We start from the raw sequence: 18,436 nt of genomic DNA on the forward strand, positions 1-18,436 counted from the left end.
AATTGGGGAGGCGAAAAAGCAAAGCGTCTGGCTGCTGCTGTCATGGCAGAGTATGGTAGCGTCTGCCACCTCTGCCAGCAACCAATCAGCAAGCCCTTTGGCTATCACACAAGCAACCTCACCTCGAGACCTGACCCCGATAGCTTCAGCGTCGATCATGTCCTACCTCGCAGCAAGGGAGGAAGTGACGAGCTCGAGAACCTACGCCCCGCCCACTATCGCTGTAACTTGAAGCGGGGAAACAGGAGACGAAACACGATAAGAGCAACCGCTTTCGACCCTGCCATGATCTCAGCGGAAAAAATGACAACCCCGCAACGACGGCAACAAAAACCGAAAACGGAGCCGGAAGGGCAACTGTTTTTTTGAAACCGCCCTGCCCGACTTCCCGCCTGCCCAGTTTATTTATCTCCAGATTGTAGAAAAAACGGGAGAAAAGCAATGAATAAGGAAAAAAACGAAACTAAGAAAACAGAATGGCAACCAACACTCCCGGGGTTGAATATCGAGGCAGCGGGAGGGTCTGCCATCGTGCAAGCCGTGGAAACCTCTCTCGCGTCTCTTGATGAGCAAGGCCTTCTGGAAGCCCACCACTCAGGCCAGATTCAGCTTATTCTTGAGGTTGCCCGGGCTGTAGGAGCTGGCTTGTCTTGGGGCAAGGTCTCCGTGGCTACAACGACCCTTGTTAGGGAACTTCGCGAGCTAATGGCCACCCTACCGGCTCCAGCCGTGAAACAGGCTGAAGACCCGATGGACGCTTTGCTAGAAGCAGCGAGGCCGGAATGAGACCCACGCCCCCGCCTCCTACCTATGCGACACCTCGAGACCCGCAAGCGAAAACTTATGGGCCTTGGGTAGATCGTGTGGCTTCGTTTCTTGGGACTCCTCTTATGCCTTGGCAGAGGCAAGTAGTAGACACCGCGCTAGAAGTAGACCCCGCCCGCCCCGGTGCTTTCAAATACAAAAAGGTTATTCTCACCGTGCCTAGGCAATCAGGTAAAACCACGCTTCTAAGAGCCTTGTCTGTAGCGCGGGCTCTGACCTGCCCTATGGAAATCTGGTACACCGCGCAAACACGGAAAGCCGCGGTTAAGAAATGGCACGAGCTGGCAGACCCGCTTCCTACAATGATGGGCTACGGTCCGGATGGGAAGCCCCGCGCCGATCTCAAGAAAGGCGTAGGTAACGAGTTTCTCTATTTCTGGAATGGGTCTCTTATTGCGCCGTTTGCTCCGAAAAAGGACGGCCTGGACTCTATCACTTCGCCCCTGGTAGAAATTGATGAAGCCTTCGCTTTCAGTCTCGAAGCCGGGCTCGAGCTGCTGGCATCGGCTGAGCCCGTGGGCATTACTTTTCCAGACGCGCAAATCTGGATTGTGTCCACCGCGGGGCATCAGCAGTCGACCTGGCTCAAGCAACTAGTCGAGCAAGGCCGTGCCGCGACGAAAGACCCTAACGCTTCTATCGCCTATTTTGAGTGGTCCGCCGATCCGGAACTCGCAGCGAAAGACCCCTACAGTCCCGAAACACTGGCGTTTCACCCCGCCCTAGACTACACGCAAGACTTACGCGATCTTTTGAAAGTCGCTAAGGCCACTAGCCTTTCCGTGTGGAGGCGCGCCTATTTGAACCTTTGGAGTAACGAGACCGCCGCGGTTATTGACCCCGCAGCCTGGGACGCGCTCGAAGACAGCTCTCTGGAAATGCCAGACCCCGCGCGGGTTGCTATCGGTTGCGCTGTAGCTGCTGACCGCTCCGCTGCTTCGATATGGGGAGCGTGGCATCAAGAAGGAAACATTGCTATTCATCAGCTCGCAACCAAAGACGGTGCGGCCTGGCTCGAGCCCGCCCTGGAGCAAATGATGGACGAAAAACAAATCTTGACCCTTGGAGGGGATGACGCGGGCCTAACGAGGGTTGCTTTGCAAGAAATGGCTCAAAACGGTTACCCCGTGAAACGGCTCACGCCCCGCGAATGGGCTACCGCCTGCACCTGGTTTATTGGAGCCGTGGAAGCCGGGGAAATCAGGCACGACGGCGCGCAACTAATCACCAAACAGCTAGCCGCCGCGCAACTACGCCCCTTGGGAGGCGCTACAGCTTTTTCAGAAAACCATTCAGCGGGACCTATTGACGGGCTCAAAGCCGCCATCGTAGCCGCCTACCTTACCCACCTATCTGGGGAAGGGGAACGATATTTTGAAAATGTACAATTTCGACGTATCCGACGAATCCGCTCTTGTGACTTGCAAGTGTGGATGGAGATCCCCTATCTACCGCACCCGGGAAGAAGCCCGCGCCGCTCTCATCCATCACGAAAGAGCCAATCATCCAAACTGTTTTCAGGCACGACACGCCGCGCAAATGCGAAGGCTCCGTAAAAGTGACGGTAAGCGCCCTTAGATAAGAATATGGGAATCCTCAAAAATGCCCTTCATCTGGTAACCCGATCCGACACGGGAGCGCAAGACCCGACCCCTACCGAGTCTAGCGCTCCCGTGCCACCCCCTCGCTCCGCTTATCTCACCCCGGAATCCTCTCTCGCGCTAGAGTCTGTTTACCGCGCGGTTAGCATCCTGCAAGCCGCCGCGCAACAAATCAGCCTCGACTCATGGCGCGGCATCCAGAAAGTGGACCCAGCCCCGTCGCTAGTGACGCGTCCCGCCGCTTGCATGGCAAGAAGCGAATTTATCGCCGAAACCGTGATGAGTCTCGCTCTACGGGGAAATGCGTATTGGCGTATTTGGCGCAATGAAGCCCAAGAAATTATCAACCTCGAGCCCTTGGATCCGGCTCTCGTCCTGGTTTCCATGACGAAACCAGGACGCTACAAATACCATTATCAAGGCCAAGAGCTCACCCGCTCGAAAATCGCTCACATGAAGTTGCTTCGAGTCCCTGGGAGACCTGAGGGTCTGGGACCAATCCAAGCCGCCCGTGAGCTACTAACCGGAGCCCTCGCAGTACGCAACTATGCCGACAATTGGATAAACAGCGGGGGAGTCCCTAACGGGGTACTATCCACCGAGCAAGCCCTAACAGCACAAATGGCCTCGAACTATAAACAGCAGTGGATGGAGTCCCAATCTTATGATAAAGGCCCCGCAGTGCTCGGATCCGGCTTGAAGTATTCTCCCCTTGCTTTGAAGCCTGAAGAATTGCAGTGGCTCGAATCCCAAAAGTTCTCAGTAACACAAGTAGCTAGGTTGTTCGGTATTCCAGCCGCTCACATGCTCGCAGCAGTCGAAGGCTCTTCCATGACCTACACGAATATCGAGCAGATGGAAATCTCTTTCATCCGATACACCCTCATGGGATATTTACGCCCAATCGAAGAGGCATTTACCGATATTTTGCCGCGCGGCCAAACCGCCCGCTTCAACCTAGACTCTCTGCTTCGAACTGACACGGCGCAACGCTACAACTCATACGCAACCGCGATACAAGCCGGGTTTATGACCATTGACGAAGTGAGACAAATCGAGAACCTACCACCAATGAACGGAGAAAACAGTGAAGAAGAATCTTTACAGCAACCGGCTTAGCCTACGCGCCGCCGATAGCGAGACCCCCGGCGCGGGCCGCACCGTTGAAGGCATCGCCGTACCCTGGGAAACACCTACCACTGTAGGAGGCTGGATCGAGTCATTCGAGCGAGGCGCGGCCATCCTCGAAACCCCCGCCCCGCTGCTATACCTCCACTCTGAGCCTATCGGGGTAATCGAAACCGCTAGCGATGAAGAAGACGGTCTGCACATAGTGGCTCGAATCTCTCAAACCGCGCGCGGGGATGAAGCCCTGCAACTCGTGAAAGATGGAGCCGTTGCTGGCATGTCCGTTGGCTTCGAGCCCGTGGAATGGAAAGACCGGGAAGACCAAACCGTAATCACCCTCGCAGACGTGAGGGAAGTAAGCCTCGTACCCGTGCCCGCATATAAGGACGCGAAAGTAACCGGAACCCGAAACCAAGATTTAGAAACCCCTGAAACCCCCGATAACAAAGGAGAAAACAAAGTGAAAACCGAAGAAGAAATTAAGGCGCTCCGAGAAGACGTGGATCTTCTTACCCGCCAGCTCGACCTGGTAAAGGAAGGCCAAGACGATAAGCCCGCCATGTCTCCACTCATGCAAACCCGCTCTTTTGGCGCATACGTGGAAATGATGGCCAAGCAGGAAATGGAAGGCCGCGCCTGGGAAGGACTCACCATCGGAGAGACCTCCACCCGCCCCGCCTGGCTTGGCGAAATCGTGCGAATGATGGAAGAAAAGCAAATCATCACAGGACTTTTCACGCACACTACCGACTTGCCTAGCGAGGGCATGACTCTTGAATACACCGAGATTAACGAAGGTACACTGAAAGTTGCTGAGCAAGCCAAAGAAGGCGATGATCTCGTTTATGGCAAGGTAGCGACCGGTACCAAGTCCGCAAGCGTTAAAACCTTTGGTGGTTACTCGAGCCTTTCTAAGCGGGTAATTGATCGTTCTTCTACCGCCGTGCTCGACACGACATTTAAAGGCCTGGCTTTGAAATACGCCTCTGCCATCGAAGCGGAAACCCGCGCCCTGGTAGATAAGCAATACACGGATAGCCTCGCAACCGCTGACCTTTACTTGGGTAAGACCCTCGCTACTGCTGGCATCCTGGACTGGCAGCGCCTCATGCTCGCCCTTGTGCGTAAGTATGACGGTATTCTTGCCCCGCTTTCTGGCCTCATCGTTTCGCCTCTCGTTTTCGAGAAACTCATGGAGTTGCCTAAGACGGCTACCGCTTTGCAAATCACGCCCGCCCCCGATGAGCGGCAAGGCACTATCACCCTTGCCCCTGCCCAGTCTGGCTCTCTGGTAGGCATCTCGCTTACCATGCATCCATCTTGGGACGGGGAAAAAGCCCTTGCCTACTCCAAGGCCGCTATCGAGGTCAAAGAATCCCCCGGCGCGCCCTTGAAGCTGCAAGACGAAAACATCGTGAACCTCACTAACGCATGGAGCGTCTACGGGTATGCCGCGCATTACGCGCCCATGCCTAACGCGCTCGTGCCTCTGCAACTCGCAGCCGCGGGAGCCGGTGCATAATGCTACCCGCCGCTTCGACCCTCACCGAGCCTACTATCCAGATTGGCGCTAGCTCTCTTGCCTCGCACATGGGAGCTGGTGCCAGCCTGGAAACCGACGCTTTACGCGCCGTGTGGCTCGAAGGGTATGAGATGATACGTGCCTGGTGTGGAGACCAGGGCGAAACCGTACCCGGGGCAATCCTCAACCGCGCCATTCTTGAGGTGGCTTCCGAGCTTTGGGCAAGACGTAGCGCGCCGGGGGGAATCCTCGCACAATACGCCGACCTCGGAGCCGCCCCGGTACGGCTCGCCCGCGATCCCATGCTAGGCGCGCGCCCCCTCCTAGCGCCCTACCTGAAAGCAGGGATGGCATGAATGTTTTAAGCGACCTGAGGGAAAAACTCGCGACGCAACTAGCGGAAACAACGGGGCTCGAGGCCTACGCCTGGGAGCCCGAGCGTTTCAACGCTCCTTGCGTGATTGTGGGACCCGACACAACCTACCTGAAAGCCGGAGAAGCCTTCAGGACGTGGAAAGTCTCGCTAAACGTGCGTATCGTAACCTCTCCCGCCGTCACCGAGGACTACCTCACCGAGTTAGAAGACTCAGTGGCAGCAATTCTCGGAAATGACGGCCTGGAAGTGGAATGGGTAGGGAAACCATACGCGCTTACCACTCACGAGCGCGCCTATCCAGCAATCGACCTCAAAATCACGACAACTATTAGAAAAGGAAAAGAGCAATGACTCTCGAAGTAGTACCCGACCGAATTTACGGAAACAAACTCAGCTTCATTATTGACGGCAAAGAGTACAACACCGATCTAACCTCCTACCTCCTAGAGCCGGGAGAAGCTGACTCTAAAAAGCGCACTTTCGCGGAAGTCGCTAAAGGAGCTGGGGTTAAATGGACCATGAAGCTCTCAGCTTTGCAGTCCACCACGACCGCCTCGCTTTGGCGCGCCATCTGGGATAAATCCGGTAAAGAAGTCGATTATGTTATCGCCCCGTTCGGCAACGACACCCCGACCGAGGCGCAGCCCCACTTCAAGGGCAAAGTGAAAATCGGCCGCAAGCCCTCACTCGGAGGCGACGCAGGAGAAGAAGAATTCACTTTCGAAACCGAATGGGCCTGCACCGGAGAGCCGCAGTTAGTCACTAGCGCCGGAACCTACACCCCGCCATCTGAAACAGGAACCGGAGTCTAAACAGTGGCTCGCTACGCTGTCGGAATCAAAACTAAGGGCTTAAAAGAAGTAGTCAGAGCCCTTAACAAGATCGCCGAAGACGCGCAAGACATGCCTAATCTCATGCACGATATCGGCATGATCGCAGTCAACGCCGCGCGGCCGCCCGTGAAAACCGGGAGACTTGAGGCTTCCATGCGAGCGGGCCGCGGCAAAACTAAGGCCGTTGTGAGAGCGGGACGCGCTAAAGTCCCATACGCTCCGATGATTCACTACGGCTGGCCAAAGAGGGGCATTAAAGCCCGCCCCTACCTTACAGAAGCAATCAGAGCCCAAGAGCCCGCAATCATCGCACGGCTCGAGCAAGGCATACACGAAATAGTAGAAGGACACTCCCAGAAATGAATCCGGAAAACTTTATTAATAACCTCACCACAGGCGAACTCGAACTCTTAGAGCGCAATCTCGGGGTTAGTATGGAGAACTTTGACAAGGCCGCCTCGCAGTCCGTGTTTTTCCAGGTCTTAGCGATGATCGCCTCGCAGCGCCTCGGTAAACCCATCACCATGGAGCAAGCCGGGAGCCTCACGGTAGAAGAATCCCTCGAGCTCGCACAGTTCGGCATCAAGGACGCAACCCCTAACCGCGACTCCATCGTTTCGGAGCTCTTGGAACTGTTGCCAAAAGTCCCTTTAGCGCAAGCCAACCCGCTAACAGTGAGCTCTTACAACACCAAGCCGCCCGTTTCGCAAACTTCGCCGTTCTAACAGGCTGCTATGACCGCGCCGCCTACACGCGGCTAACCATCCTCGAGGTCGAAGAAATCTATAGCGCTTTGAAACGTCAAAAAGTAAGGAGATAACCATGGCAAAACATGTAGTTAACGTCTCGGTACTAGCTGACGTTAAAAAACTCGTCGCTGGAATGCGTGAAGCTGTAGGAGCTAAAGGCCTGGGTCTGCTGAAAAGCGGTTTTTCTAAACTCGGAGCCTTCGCCGCCGCGGGACTCGCAGCCGCAGGAGCCGCCACCACCGCGCTAGTAGTTAAATCTATTGGCGCGGCTGGTGAGCTCGAGCAGCAAGTCGGAGCCATTGACGCAGTTTTCAAAGAATCCGCCGGCCAAATGCACGAATGGGGCAAAGCCGCCGCTACCGCCGTAGGCTTGACCCGCTCCGAATACTCCCAGCTAGGCACCCTGATTGGAGCACAACTCAAAAACGCGGGTATCTCCATGAGCGAGCTCGCGCCTAAAACCAACGAACTAATCAAACTCGGAGCCGACATGTCGGCCATGTTCGGAGGTTCTACAGCGGAAGCAGTCGGAGCCCTATCCTCAGCCCTGAAAGGGGAGCGGGACCCCATCGAACGCTACGGGGTAAGTCTCAAGCAAGCCGCTATTGACGCGGAAGCCGCCTCTCTTGGCTTCCAGAAAGTCGGGGGGAGCTTCGACCAAGAAGCTCAAGCCGCCGCCACGCTTTCTCTGATCATGAAGCAGACGGGAGACGCTCACGGAGCCTTCGCCCGTGAGACAGACACACTCGCACACAAGCAGCAAGTCCTATCTGCTAAATGGGGAGACTTTACCGCACAACTCGGCGGTTTTTTCCTACCAATAGCAACCCAAGTAGTAGGGCTACTGTCTGATAGCCTCATGCCCGCCATTAGTGAGCTTACGGACAAATACGGGCCGCAAGTGCAAGCCACTTTCAACCAAGCCAAAGAAGCCATAGCGCCCTTAATCGAATCCTTCCAAGGCTTAAGCTCGCAGGGCATCGGCACTCTCAGCAATCATCTTCAAGTTTTTATGCCGCTCTGGCAGAGCCTACAGACACTATTCCAAACCGTAATAAGCTTCGTTACCGGCGCTTTACTTCCTTCTCTCATCCAGATTGGAGGCGCTCTCGCTCAAGCCTTCGCGCCCTTCGCGCAAATCCTCTTAACGCAAGTGTATCCAGCGATAATTACTATCGCTAACGCTGTCTTACCCGTGATTGGCCAAATCCTGCAAGCTCTCACACCACTAATCACCACCATTGTCGGCGTACTCTCGCCCGCAATCCAAACACTCGGCGTAATCGTGGAAGCCGTTTTCGGCGCCATGGCTGGAATCGTGCAAGGCGCCATGAAGATCATTAGCGGCATCATTAAAACTGTTACCTCGATTATCAAGGGCGACTGGCAAGGCGCCTGGGAAGGCATCAAGCAAATCTTCGAGGGAATATGGCAACAAACCGGAGCTATCGTCCAAGCCGCGCTTACCATCATCCAAGCACTCATAAAAGGAGGCCTGAACCAAGCGCGCAACATTGCCAAAGCCGCGCTAGACGCAGTTATTCAAGTGTTTAAAGGCGCTTTTGAGACCATGGCAGGCGCGGTTCAAGCCGGAATCAAGGCCATCATAGGGTTTATGAGCGGGCTACCATCTCGCATAGTCTCAGCCCTCGGAAACCTCGGAGGCCTCCTACTCGGAGCCGGTAAATCTATCATGCAAGGCTTCCTAAACGGTCTGAAAGCCGCTTGGGGAGCCGTGCAAGACTTTGTGGGAGGCATCGCCTCATGGATCGCCGCGAACAAAGGCCCTATCGAGAAAGACCGCTCCCTACTTGTGCCCGCTGGTAAGGCAATCATGCAAGGCCTTAGAACCGGGCTAATCTCCGAGCTACCGGCTCTCCGAAACACTCTCGGAACAGTAGAAGCCACCATTAGCGGAATTAATCCCGCTATTGGAGCGCCCCGCCTCGCTATGGCAGGAGCCACCCCCGGAATGAACGTAACTATAAACGTTCACGCCCTGGAGGCCACTCCCGAAGTTGGAAGGCGCATCGCTCAAGCCCTCGGCCAATACCAGCATCTCCAAGGAGCCGACCGATGAAACAAATAATCGAGCTTCCACCCTGGGAAGGTGCAACGGTAGAAGGCAATGACGTAACGCCACTCGAAAACTCTACGCCTATTATTGATTTGCCGTATCTACAGCCAGGGCGCCGCTACACACTCCAAGGCAAAGCCACCGCCGCGCCGAAACAGGATGACTCGCAGCCATTTATCATTATGGGAGAGTCCCTAGCGAAGCTCACCCCAAACACTCCAACAGAGTTTACAGTTTCTACAACGGTGCCAATGCCCGTCAAACTCTCTCTAGTCTCTGTTGCCTCGGTGGCTTTCGAGCGCCTCGAGCTTTCCTATGAGCGTTACTCATCACCCGATGACCCCCTACCCTACGATGAGCTAGGCATCGACGTTTACACCACCCGCCCCGGGCGAGTCCCGTTTATCCTTGGAACCTCCCGAATCTCGGTAGCATCCCTCGACTGGCAAGCCCCCACAGCAGGAACCTTCATTATCGGATCCACCCCGCTAGACGAAGGCCGCCTCTTCATCCCCGACCCGCCCGAAACATGGAGAGCCCTCGCGCCCGATACTTACGACCTGGAAATCTCACGCGGCCAAACCTACAACGGGCTAATACCCCTTGCACAGGCCGCAAGCGTCAAAATCAGTGTGAAAAACACGGCTGACCCCCGCGCCTGGGACATAATCAAAAACCGGCCTCTACGCGTCTACACCCTAAGGAACATGCAACCTGTTTTTACCGGCCATGTCACCGAAACCGCGCTACAGCTCGAAAATAAAGCAGACTACACCGTAACCATCGCCGGAACTGACCTAGTGGGCGAGCTAGTCCAGATGAAGCGCTACGGGGTAAGAGAAACCGGAATTATCGACACGGGAGAGACCTTCACAGCCCGCCTCGCGCGGCTCTTAACCTCGGGAGGCTACCCCTACACCCCGCCCACAACCGACCCCGGGGTAATGCTCTGCAACACCGTTTTAGAATCCTCTATCGCTAAACACCTCGATTTAGCTTGCAACTCTATCGGCGGGGCATGGTATGTAAACCGCGCGGGCGAGATTGTTTTCCAGCTAGAAGCCACCCAAACCGCCCCCGGCGCTCTATACAGCGACCAAATCGAAACCCAAGCCTTTTACTTCGTGGAAGTAAGCGCGGTCTGGAACTCGAAAGACCTCATAAGCCTAGTAGACGTGTTGAACAAGGCCGCGCAATACGACCCCGAAAGGCAAGACTGGCAAGCCCTAGAAACCACCACAACAGGCACGAATCAGGAAATGCTCCAGTGGCACGGTCCGCAAAAAGCCGTTATTGAGACCTGCCTACAGGCTCAAGCCGCAAGGCAAGCCCTCGCAGATCGCCTCGCAGCAACCAAGACCGCCGCGTTGACAGTCTCCAATGTCACCTTGAATGCGACCCGCTACCAGGCTTACGCCGGAACCGCCGAAATCGGAGACCTAATAGAAGCACACCTCAGAGGAGAAAAAACCATCGGACACATCAGCCATATCACACATAAAAGTGACGCCTGGGACTGGATGATGGAAATAGAACTCGCAGGATGGAAGCAGAAAGGCGAATAAATGGCAGCACCACGCTACAACCCCGGCCATGTACTCACCGCCGCCGAAATCAACGACACCCTCGTAAACGACGACGGAGCCGAGCTAGAAGCCTACCTAACCCAAATGCGGCAAGAAATCAACGAGAAAGTAACCGAACTACCAACCCACTTTCAGACGCTGAAAACCTCAGTAGCTTCTATCGAAGCCACTCTTTCAAAACTGCAAAGCATCGCCGCTAATACCCCAGGAGCATAAAATGGCCAAACTAAAAACCTTCACAGACGGAGAAGTCTTAACCGCCGCCGACGTCAACGCCTACCTCGTCAACGATCCCGACCTATACAACAACGGCCAAGCCGAGCTCCGCGCACTAATAGAGCAAGGCTTCGGGCCATCAATCGCAGAAATCGAATCACTCAAAACCAGAGTACAGACTGTAGAAACATCCTACGCGGAAATCGTCCCCAAAATTCAAGAAATAATCAAATATCCGCCTTTCGTGAAAGCGGTTGAAGTATCAATTTACGTCGAGGGGACTCCAGGTAGAACTGCTAATGTTTATAAATATCCCGAAATCAGAGCGGTAGAACGCGATAAGAATTGCGTCGATATTTCTAGCCCTTACCCAATTTTTAGCTATGTACTTAAGTGGCAAGACATCGATCAGAAATCCATGAGAATGAGCGGAAATATATGCAAAGATTTGCCGACAAATATAACTATTGGCCACACTGCAATAACAGAAATTATTTACCTTCATATCCTGGTTCCTAAAGACCACGCCTAAACAGAGCAGAGGAACCCGAAATGTTTACTCTAAGAACGCAATTAGGCAACGCGAACAAAGGCCCGCGCCCCGCGTGGGCTCGCTACATCGTGATCCACCATTGGGGAGACCCCGCCGCGCATCGCAACGTGAAGCCCGCCGCTATCGCAAGTTTCTTGAATCGACCCGGTGGGAATTCTTCGGCTCACGCCGTTGTTGGCCCCTGGGAAGTGATCCAGATATGCCCCTGGCAACGTATCGCTTGGCACGCGCCGGGAGGTAACGCCTACGGCATCGGGCTTGAGCTTAAACCCTTTGACAGTCAGACTCCGAAAGAAGAAGTAGACGCGATCTTCGAGACTACCGCGTGGCTTATCGCCTACCTCTGGCATGTATGCCCCGGGCTCGACCGGAAACTACGCTGGCACAAGCAGTTTTACAACACGGCTTGTCCTGCCGAATGGATCGCTCGCATCTCAGACCTCGAGAAACGCGCCGCCGAATACTACCCGAAAATCGACCCCAACAACCCCACCGCCACCAAGCCACTAACCGAAAGAAAGGAACCCCCCAAAATGATTTGCTTCCAATACCCAGACGGGAGATGCGTAAAAACCGATGGCATTTTTTACAACTACATCGGAGACCCCGCGCATCTGCAAGCCCTCATGAATGCGGGCGTGCCACTTATTTCTGCCACGCCTGACCAAGTGGAAGCCTGGTACCTGCCAGCCCCGAACGGGCTTGAAACCGTGCCAGGCCGCGTGAAAGACCTCAAGGACATGGCCACGGATTTCCCCGGTATGAGCGACAGTCTCAAACGCACCTCAGTCCTCGCAAAAATTCAAGCCACCATGGGCATTCCCGCCCGCCAAGCATAAGGAGTTAGAACAATGGAAAACAAAGAAATCATTCCCGCCCAAATCCGCACCTGGCTCTACGGCATTATCACCGCCGCCATCCCGCTCTTGAGCGCCTACGGCATCATCTCCGAACAAGTCGCGCCTCTCTGGGTTGCGCTGGGAGCCGCGCTGCTCGGAACCACCACGGCTTTCGCCTACCGTCCCACGCGCACACCTAAAGAGGTGGAATAAATGCCACCATGGCTCTTTGACCTGCAAGGCATCGGCGCGGTTATCTCAGGAGTGGCCGCGCTGATAGCCGCGTTCTATGCCAAATCCGCTGCCAAAGAGATGAAGCCCAACCACGGATCTAGCATGAGAGACCTCCTAGACGTGATGGATGACCGCATCAAATCTCTTGGACACCGGCAAGGCGAACTCCACGACCAGCTACAAAACCTCGTAGACTCGGAACGCGACACCCACGCCCAAATCTGGAAACGCCTGGAAAAACTCGAAAATTAGCGCTGTAAATCGGTTCGAGCTCCGCGCCCTGGACGATTAGCAAGCCATGTGTCCACGGTTTCCGGGCTCCACCCGTAAGCCGTGACCTTTTCCCCCGTGCCTATCTCCACATCCGGCGCGGGCATATAGCCTCGTGCGAAATACGCCTTGATCGTGTTTTCAGAAAGACCCGCCCGCGTTGCAACACCTTTCAGCGATAAAAACATGACACACCCCTCAGGTTGTTTCGGGAAGTCCCCGCCCCTATGGGACGGGGACGACTTCCTTAATCTTCCTTCGGCGGATTCTTTGCCATCTTCTCACGAATGAGAATCAGTGCTAGAATAGCTTCTGGAAGGGAAATCAGAATCTCGATGACGGTAATCATCTTGATATCCTTTCCCGTAAGCCCCGGATCGCCCCGGGGCTTTCCTATGTCAGAGCGGTTGCCCTAACAGTTATAACTATACGCCTAATAGGGCGTAATGTCAAACCGGAATGGGGCATTTGACCTAACAAATATGAAGACTACGGTATCGTTGCCACATATTCATCCCAACCCTCGAGCGGTTGCCCTTTCACAATCCGCTCGAGGTCAACCCATGTGCAACGCGATTTCGAGTAATCTCCACTGAGCGCCTGACGTATCTCAATATCTACAACTGCATTTATATAGCGGTTAAGCGTGGCGACCAAATCTATTTCCGCATCGGTCAATATCGTATCTTCAGGCTGAGGGTCTTCCACAACTTCGTTTATATAGCGTGCAATATTGGCAAAAGTGTCTATTTCCTCATCAGTTAACATGGCCTTTTCCTTTCTAAAATTGTGCTGCACTTACCGCAGCAACGAGTGGATCCAAATCGAGCTTGATATAGCGCTTAGTCGTGTCAGTCTTCACGTGCCCCATCACGGCTCCCACTGAAAGTAAATCGTGAGTGGCGCGGTAAGCCACAGTCCCGAAACGGTGCCTAAGCGCGTGGCCGGTAACGCCATCTGGGAGCACTTTGCCAAGAAGTTTCGCAGTATAAGCCGGGGAAAGATGGCCCTCAATCCGACCGGGGAAAAGAAAACTTGGGCAAGCGTGAAACGCTTGAATCAGGGCTCCGTCTTGAACTGGGATAATCCGCTCACGCCCGCCTTTACCGATGACTTTCAAAACCTCACCGTTCCAATCATCGCCACGCACTTTGCAGATTTCGCAAGCCCTAAGCCCGCAAAACGCCGCCAGGCGAACCATGAGCCGTGTCCTTGAATCTCCCTCTCTGAGTGCTATGGCAACCTGGCTTTCACTGGCAGGATGGGGAATGCCATCAGGTACGATAACCGGGGTAAGAGCCCTGGCAGGCGAACTCTTGATAAAGCCTTCATCTTCCATGTACTTGAAGAATTGACTGGCTACGCCTTGAGCGCTCCGGCGCGTCTCTGGCTTCCAATCATGCTCTGCCAGCCAGGCTTCCAGCCTCTCGCGGGTAACGTGCGTAGGAACCGGGGCAATCTCGCGCATCACAGAGAGGTAATAGGAATGCACGCGGATAGTCCCGCTCGCGCGTCCCGCCGCTTTTAGGTGCTGAATGTACAGGTGAATCATGTTTGGCCACGTCTTACTTTTCATGCCGCCACTGTAGACATCCACGAACGAGAATCAGCAAAACCAGCAACCCCGCCATCAGCCTTAACCAGTAATCGGCAGGTTGCTGGTTCGAATCCAGCCGCGGGAGCCAACAAGGGGGCAAAAGCACAAACCAGATTGTTCGAATTGTTCCTCAAAATTGCTTCCCGTAGCATGGAGATATGTTGAAACTGCTCGCGAAAATTTCATTCCTCCTGCTGCTCGCAGGGTTAGCGCTGGTTGGCTTGACGGCGTGTAGCGCCCCAGACGAGATCGGCTCGTCACCCGACTCGGGAACCGCCAGTAGTGCCAGCCCCACTGCTGAAGGCGGGACTGAAACCACCCAGGAGACGGTTATCCTCGACGTGCGCACCCCCGAGGAATTCGCGGTCGGCCACTTGAGAGGAGCCATCAATCTCGACTACTACAATCCGACTTTCGCCGACGAGGTCATAAAACTCGACAAAACCACCACCTACCAGGTGTATTGCCGCACCGGAAAACGGGCGAGCGGCGCCAAATCCCTCATGGAAAACGCAGGATTCGAACACGTCAGCAATGCGGGCGGCCTTGAAGACGCCAGCAAATCCCTGGGCATAGAGATCGTCAAATAACCTCCAAGACAACGCTGTTGAAAGGGTTTCATCGGAGCCTAGGCATTGTAATTGAGGGCGGAAACAAGGGTGCCGACAACGGTCATCTTAACAGTCAGGTAAAACTGCGACACGAAAAGGTGCGGATGTGTTGGAATGAGGTTTCTTCTGACGAATCGTTCGCGGATACAATCGAAAAATGGGTTTCAAGGTCAGCAAAAGAAGGCGTGTCTTCATTGCGATTCTTTTGGCAATTGGTCTGCTGGTAACCGGAATTGTATCGAGATTGCTCGGAATGGACTCTACTAGGTCGTCTACCTCTGTACCAATAACAAAAACCGAATCAACCCTAACTCCTCAGCAAACAGTTACCTCATCCGACCTGCCTCGAGAGTCCGCTAATGAAGTCTCTCCAAATCCAACCCCCTCGGCGTTCCTTGGAAGCCGCCAGGCGCTCGCTTTACTCGAAACTCTTCCGGTAAAGGGGCGCGCCCCGAAAACTGGGTACGAGAGATCCCAATTCGGGCAAAGGTGGCGCGACACAGACCGAAATGGCTGTGATACGAGAAACGATATCCTGAATAGAGATCTCCAAGACACGTCTTGGAAACCCCGCACCCGCAACTGTGTGGTTATCTCGGGAATCTTACCTGACCCCTATTCTGGCAAAGAGATTATTTTTGAGAAACAAAACGCCAGTAAAGTTCAGATCGACCATGTGGTAGCCCTGTCTAACGCGTGGCAAACAGGTGCCCAGCAGCTACCGCTGGACACGCGGGAGGCCTTTGCTAACGATCCCTTGAACCTGCTGGCGGTCAACGGGGCGCTGAACCAGCAAAAGTCTGACGGGGATGCCGCCACTTGGCTCCCACCAAATAAGGCATTCCGCTGCCAATACGTGTCGCGCCAAATCGCGGTGAAGAAAAAATACGGACTTTGGGTCACTGCGGCAGAGCGCCGCGCGATGGCTAGCGTTTTGAGCAATTGTCAGACCCGGAAACTACCGTAACCGGAACGCCATGGCGCTCCTAGCCTCAATTTTACCGGCACAATTCCTCCGCCGCGAAGTAGCCGTGGGTATAGTTTTTTCCGAGATTGCTTCCGAAAAATGCTCAGCGGATAATCGTGGGCTCCATAGAAGCTTCCCGCCAAGTTACCAATCTCGTACAGACCTTCAATCGGCTGGTTCTGGTCATTAAGCGGCTGCAAGTGCCCGTCAATCACAATTCCGGAACATCCCACCGTGAAACGCACATGGCGTTGTGTTCCGTAAAAGGGCCCTTGTTCGATGGGACACATTTGGTCGCCGGGAACCCCGAAATCCAAGTCCTTTCCTTGGGCGGCGAGTTCGTTGTACCGCTTTACCGTCTTCACAAAAGCATCGACGTCACTGATGCGCAGCTTCGGGGTCAACTGTTCCAAGGTATCAGCTTTACAGGTGTCGATGAGGTAATCGTAAACGCCTTCGCGCTTCGCAATTTGCTCCTCTCGCATCCAGTTGCGGAGAACTTCGGGAGTTTCCGCGCGCCTCCCGAGAGCCTTTGCTTGCTCGACATAGCGGGAGTCGAAAATCTGGCAGTAGTGCCCCTTGTCCTGCGAAAAATCGAGGAAATTTTTCATGTATTCCATACCGATAGGCTCGTTAGTAAAACGCTGCCCATAAGTTCTTACGAAAGGAAAGGCAAAAACATCATTTACCCCGGGCCGGCGTCCATATCGTGAACCATCTTGGTGTGCCCGGACTCTTCCATCCTTCCATCAGCCCACACAATCATCTTGTGACCATCGCCACTGTGATCGGTACGCTTCAAATCCATTGGGGTCATGGACGGCAGGTAATAGCCCCAGCATTGCTTTATCATTGGCGTTTTCAGGTTACTACGATAATGATGTCGAAACTGTTTTCAGAACTGAAATCAGTAAGGGGTTGTGGTTTTTTGAAGAAAAAACAACGTTTCGTCCATTAAATTACTCCTTTTTCGCAGTCAGAACCATCTAGCTGCGGTTTACGTGAGTTCGTTGGTGAACTTGGTATGGTAGTCATCGAGGGCTAGTTAACTGACTGCGGGTACTCTGCCGGTTGCGACGGAGGCAATTGGCGTTAGTGACTCGACTACTTTACTGTAACGAGGACGGTCACTATTAGCGGGAGATAAGACTCTACGCTCGGAAGAGGAGACGAATCCTCGCGACTCGCCTTGTAAATCTTTTGGGTATGATTCTTTAAAATTTAGACAAAACCGCTTATTATGGCTCTATGAATAAGAAGTTTCTCGCCGGCGCTGTTGCCGCCCTGCTCGCCCTCACTGCCGTCACTCCCGCTTTTGCCCAGACCAACCGCGTCGCCGGTCCGGATCGCTACGGGACCTCGCTGACCGTTGCCCAAACCTACTTTCCACAGGCGAAAACCGTCTATGTCGCCACCGGAAAAAATTTCCCCGACGCCTTGGCGGCGACCCCGCTGGCCGCGAAAGACCAGGCTCCGATTCTCCTCATCGGAGATGCCCTCACTCAAGCCCAGCTCGATTACATCCAGAAGCTGAAGCCAAGGGTCGTGATTCTTGGCGGCCTTGGGGTGATTAGCGGTGAGATTCAGGCCAAGTTGAGCGTGGTGACCTCCACAGAGCGCATCGCCGGTCGGGATCGCTATGAGACCGCGATGATGATTGCCCAGCGTTATGGCGCGGCTAACGAGGTTTATGTCGCTGACGGCCGCGGTTATGCCGATGCTTTGGCGGGTGGGGTCTTAGCAGCGCGCAACCAGGCGCCGCTGGTTCTCACAGCTCCGGGTCACCAAATCAAGGTTGAATCCGTGTCAGGCACAGTAGTTATCGGGGGACCTGGCGCGGTCCCGGAGTCGTTGCTTACCACCTTGCCGAATCCGCGGCGAATCTACGGGGCTAATCGTTTTGAAACCTCCCAGCGGATTTTGGAGGCGAAACCCAGCAAAGCGCTGTTTATGGTTTCTGGATACAATTTTGCTGACGCCCTGTCGATTTCTCCAGTGGCGGCAATCAATGACCAGCCTTTGCTCCTTACCCCGAAGAACTGTACTTGGTTTATTCCGCAAGTTCCCGTCACCTTGGTCGGTGGTTCCGGAGTGCTTGATGACACCGTGGCGACAACGCAATGCGTGCCCTCGATGCAACCGACTCAGCCCGCCCAACCCGCGCAGCCCGCTCAACCGACTCAGCCCGCTCCCGCACCGCAGCCCAGCGGCCCCAACCCGAGCGCTCCCGCGATCCCGAGTGGAGCGGGTGCTGGTTCCGCTAGTCCCTCGTATGGGCAGGTGGCTCCCCCCACCCTGAAACTTCCGGACGGCACCCTTGTTTATGCCTCCTGCGCTGAAGTTCTCGAGAAGACCGGCGGGGCGATTCACTACACGGATCTCGGGTTCAATCCGGCGTGGCGCGACAAGGTTGACCAGACTGGTTACTACTGCACCAAGCTGGGTCAGTAGG

General features: G+C 54.6%; 25 protein-coding genes. 20 read left to right on the forward strand and 5 right to left on the reverse strand.

Features of this window, described 5'->3' with window-relative positions; genetic code table 11:
- The first annotated feature begins 42 nt into the window (after nt 1-42).
- The 17 genes from FYJ63_RS11490 to FYJ63_RS04580 all read left to right on the forward strand — a co-directional run bounded on the left by FYJ63_RS11490 (nt 43) and on the right by FYJ63_RS04580 (nt 12,791).
- Nucleotides 43-369 (forward strand): HNH endonuclease, encoded by a 327-nt coding sequence (locus tag FYJ63_RS11490; protein ID WP_420846018.1) that lies wholly within the window; start codon nt 43-45, stop codon nt 367-369.
- 72 nt (nt 370-441) lie between these two features.
- Nucleotides 442-786, forward strand: coding sequence for a hypothetical protein (locus FYJ63_RS04505; RefSeq protein WP_154544182.1), 345 nt, complete (start codon nt 442-444; stop codon nt 784-786).
- 194 nt (nt 787-980) lie between these two features.
- On the forward strand, nt 981-2,381 hold the full coding sequence (locus FYJ63_RS04510) for a terminase (protein WP_195839336.1): 1,401 nt from the start codon (nt 981-983) through the stop codon (nt 2,379-2,381).
- A gap of 30 nt (nt 2,382-2,411) precedes the next feature.
- On the forward strand, nt 2,412-3,545 hold the full coding sequence (locus FYJ63_RS04515) for a phage portal protein (RefSeq protein WP_154544186.1): 1,134 nt from the start codon (nt 2,412-2,414) through the stop codon (nt 3,543-3,545).
- A complete protein-coding gene (locus FYJ63_RS04520) occupies nt 3,514-5,076 on the forward strand; it encodes an HK97 family phage prohead protease (RefSeq protein ID WP_154544188.1) in 1,563 nt (520 codons plus the stop codon). Before FYJ63_RS04515 ends, FYJ63_RS04520 begins: the two co-directional genes overlap by 32 nt.
- Nucleotides 5,076-5,432, forward strand: coding sequence for a hypothetical protein (locus tag FYJ63_RS04525; protein WP_154544190.1), 357 nt, complete (start codon nt 5,076-5,078; stop codon nt 5,430-5,432). Before FYJ63_RS04520 ends, FYJ63_RS04525 begins: the two co-directional genes overlap by 1 nt.
- The gene (locus FYJ63_RS04530; RefSeq protein ID WP_154544192.1) at nt 5,429-5,803 is read left to right on the forward strand and encodes a hypothetical protein; all 375 of its coding nucleotides are present in this window, start codon (nt 5,429-5,431) and stop codon (nt 5,801-5,803) included. Before FYJ63_RS04525 ends, FYJ63_RS04530 begins: the two co-directional genes overlap by 4 nt.
- Nucleotides 5,800-6,264, forward strand: coding sequence for a hypothetical protein (locus FYJ63_RS04535; RefSeq protein WP_154544194.1), 465 nt, complete (start codon nt 5,800-5,802; stop codon nt 6,262-6,264). The genes FYJ63_RS04530 and FYJ63_RS04535 overlap by 4 nt, the downstream gene beginning before the upstream one ends.
- 90 nt (nt 6,265-6,354) lie before the next feature.
- Nucleotides 6,355-6,648, forward strand: coding sequence for a hypothetical protein (locus FYJ63_RS04540; RefSeq protein ID WP_154544196.1), 294 nt, complete (start codon nt 6,355-6,357; stop codon nt 6,646-6,648).
- Nucleotides 6,645-7,010, forward strand: a complete 366-nt coding sequence (locus tag FYJ63_RS04545; protein WP_154544198.1) for a hypothetical protein — start codon at nt 6,645-6,647, stop codon at nt 7,008-7,010. The genes FYJ63_RS04540 and FYJ63_RS04545 overlap by 4 nt, the downstream gene beginning before the upstream one ends.
- 97 nt (nt 7,011-7,107) lie before the next feature.
- Entirely contained in the window at nt 7,108-9,114 is a 2,007-nt protein-coding gene (locus FYJ63_RS04550; RefSeq protein ID WP_154544200.1) for a phage tail protein, read from the forward strand.
- Nucleotides 9,111-10,676 carry a hypothetical protein gene (locus FYJ63_RS04555; protein ID WP_154544202.1) on the forward strand — a complete coding sequence of 522 codons (1,566 nt, stop codon included), beginning with the start codon at nt 9,111-9,113 and terminating at the stop codon, nt 10,674-10,676. The genes FYJ63_RS04550 and FYJ63_RS04555 overlap by 4 nt, the downstream gene beginning before the upstream one ends.
- Nucleotides 10,677-10,913 (forward strand): hypothetical protein, encoded by a 237-nt coding sequence (locus tag FYJ63_RS04560; protein WP_154544204.1) that lies wholly within the window; start codon nt 10,677-10,679, stop codon nt 10,911-10,913.
- Between the two features lies 1 nt (nt 10,914).
- The gene (locus FYJ63_RS04565; RefSeq protein ID WP_154544206.1) at nt 10,915-11,445 is read left to right on the forward strand and encodes a hypothetical protein; all 531 of its coding nucleotides are present in this window, start codon (nt 10,915-10,917) and stop codon (nt 11,443-11,445) included.
- A gap of 20 nt (nt 11,446-11,465) precedes the next feature.
- A complete protein-coding gene (locus FYJ63_RS04570; RefSeq protein ID WP_154544208.1) occupies nt 11,466-12,305 on the forward strand; it encodes a peptidoglycan recognition protein family protein in 840 nt (279 codons plus the stop codon).
- Nucleotides 12,306-12,317: 12 nt separating this feature from the next.
- A complete protein-coding gene (locus FYJ63_RS04575) occupies nt 12,318-12,518 on the forward strand; it encodes a phage holin (RefSeq protein WP_154544210.1) in 201 nt (66 codons plus the stop codon).
- Nucleotides 12,519-12,791, forward strand: a complete 273-nt coding sequence (locus FYJ63_RS04580) for a flagellar motor protein (protein ID WP_154544212.1) — start codon at nt 12,519-12,521, stop codon at nt 12,789-12,791.
- Here FYJ63_RS04580 and FYJ63_RS04585 read toward each other — a convergent pair.
- The 3 genes from FYJ63_RS04585 to FYJ63_RS04595 all read right to left on the reverse strand — a co-directional run bounded on the left by FYJ63_RS04585 (nt 12,788) and on the right by FYJ63_RS04595 (nt 14,361).
- A complete protein-coding gene (locus tag FYJ63_RS04585) occupies nt 12,788-12,997 on the reverse strand; it encodes a helix-turn-helix transcriptional regulator (protein WP_154544214.1) in 210 nt (69 codons plus the stop codon). The genes FYJ63_RS04580 and FYJ63_RS04585 overlap by 4 nt on opposite strands.
- A gap of 301 nt (nt 12,998-13,298) precedes the next feature.
- On the reverse strand, nt 13,299-13,577 hold the full coding sequence (locus FYJ63_RS04590; RefSeq protein WP_154544216.1) for a hypothetical protein: 279 nt from the start codon (nt 13,575-13,577) through the stop codon (nt 13,299-13,301).
- 13 nt (nt 13,578-13,590) lie between these two features.
- The gene (locus FYJ63_RS04595) at nt 13,591-14,361 is read right to left on the reverse strand and encodes a tyrosine-type recombinase/integrase (RefSeq protein WP_229769965.1); all 771 of its coding nucleotides are present in this window, start codon (nt 14,359-14,361) and stop codon (nt 13,591-13,593) included.
- 203 nt (nt 14,362-14,564) lie between these two features.
- Between FYJ63_RS04595 and FYJ63_RS04600 the strand changes: the two genes are divergently transcribed.
- Together FYJ63_RS04600 and FYJ63_RS04605 are read left to right on the forward strand one after the other, a co-directional pair.
- Nucleotides 14,565-14,996, forward strand: coding sequence for a rhodanese-like domain-containing protein (locus tag FYJ63_RS04600; RefSeq protein ID WP_154544220.1), 432 nt, complete (start codon nt 14,565-14,567; stop codon nt 14,994-14,996).
- A 274-nt stretch (nt 14,997-15,270) separates the two neighbouring features.
- Nucleotides 15,271-15,984: an HNH endonuclease family protein gene (locus tag FYJ63_RS04605; RefSeq protein WP_154544222.1), complete on the forward strand. Its 714-nt coding sequence runs from the start codon at nt 15,271-15,273 to the stop codon at nt 15,982-15,984.
- On the opposite strand, the gene FYJ63_RS04610 is transcribed toward FYJ63_RS04605, so the two are convergent.
- Both FYJ63_RS04610 and FYJ63_RS04615 read right to left on the reverse strand, forming a co-directional pair.
- On the reverse strand, nt 15,963-16,604 hold the full coding sequence (locus FYJ63_RS04610) for an FAD-binding protein (RefSeq protein WP_154544224.1): 642 nt from the start codon (nt 16,602-16,604) through the stop codon (nt 15,963-15,965). The two genes, FYJ63_RS04605 and FYJ63_RS04610, sit on opposite strands and share 22 nt — an antisense overlap.
- A 65-nt stretch (nt 16,605-16,669) precedes the next feature.
- Nucleotides 16,670-16,837, reverse strand: a complete 168-nt coding sequence (locus FYJ63_RS04615) for a hypothetical protein (RefSeq protein ID WP_154544226.1) — start codon at nt 16,835-16,837, stop codon at nt 16,670-16,672.
- Nucleotides 16,838-17,232: 395 nt separating this feature from the next.
- On the opposite strand from FYJ63_RS04615, the gene FYJ63_RS04620 reads away from it, so the two are divergent.
- Nucleotides 17,233-18,435, forward strand: coding sequence for a cell wall-binding repeat-containing protein (locus FYJ63_RS04620; protein ID WP_154544228.1), 1,203 nt, complete (start codon nt 17,233-17,235; stop codon nt 18,433-18,435).
- Nucleotide 18,436 lies beyond the last annotated feature (1 nt).

Origin of the sequence: Mobiluncus porci (genome assembly GCF_009695935.1) — a bacterium.
Classification (GTDB): domain Bacteria; phylum Actinomycetota; class Actinomycetes; order Actinomycetales; family Actinomycetaceae; genus Mobiluncus; species Mobiluncus porci.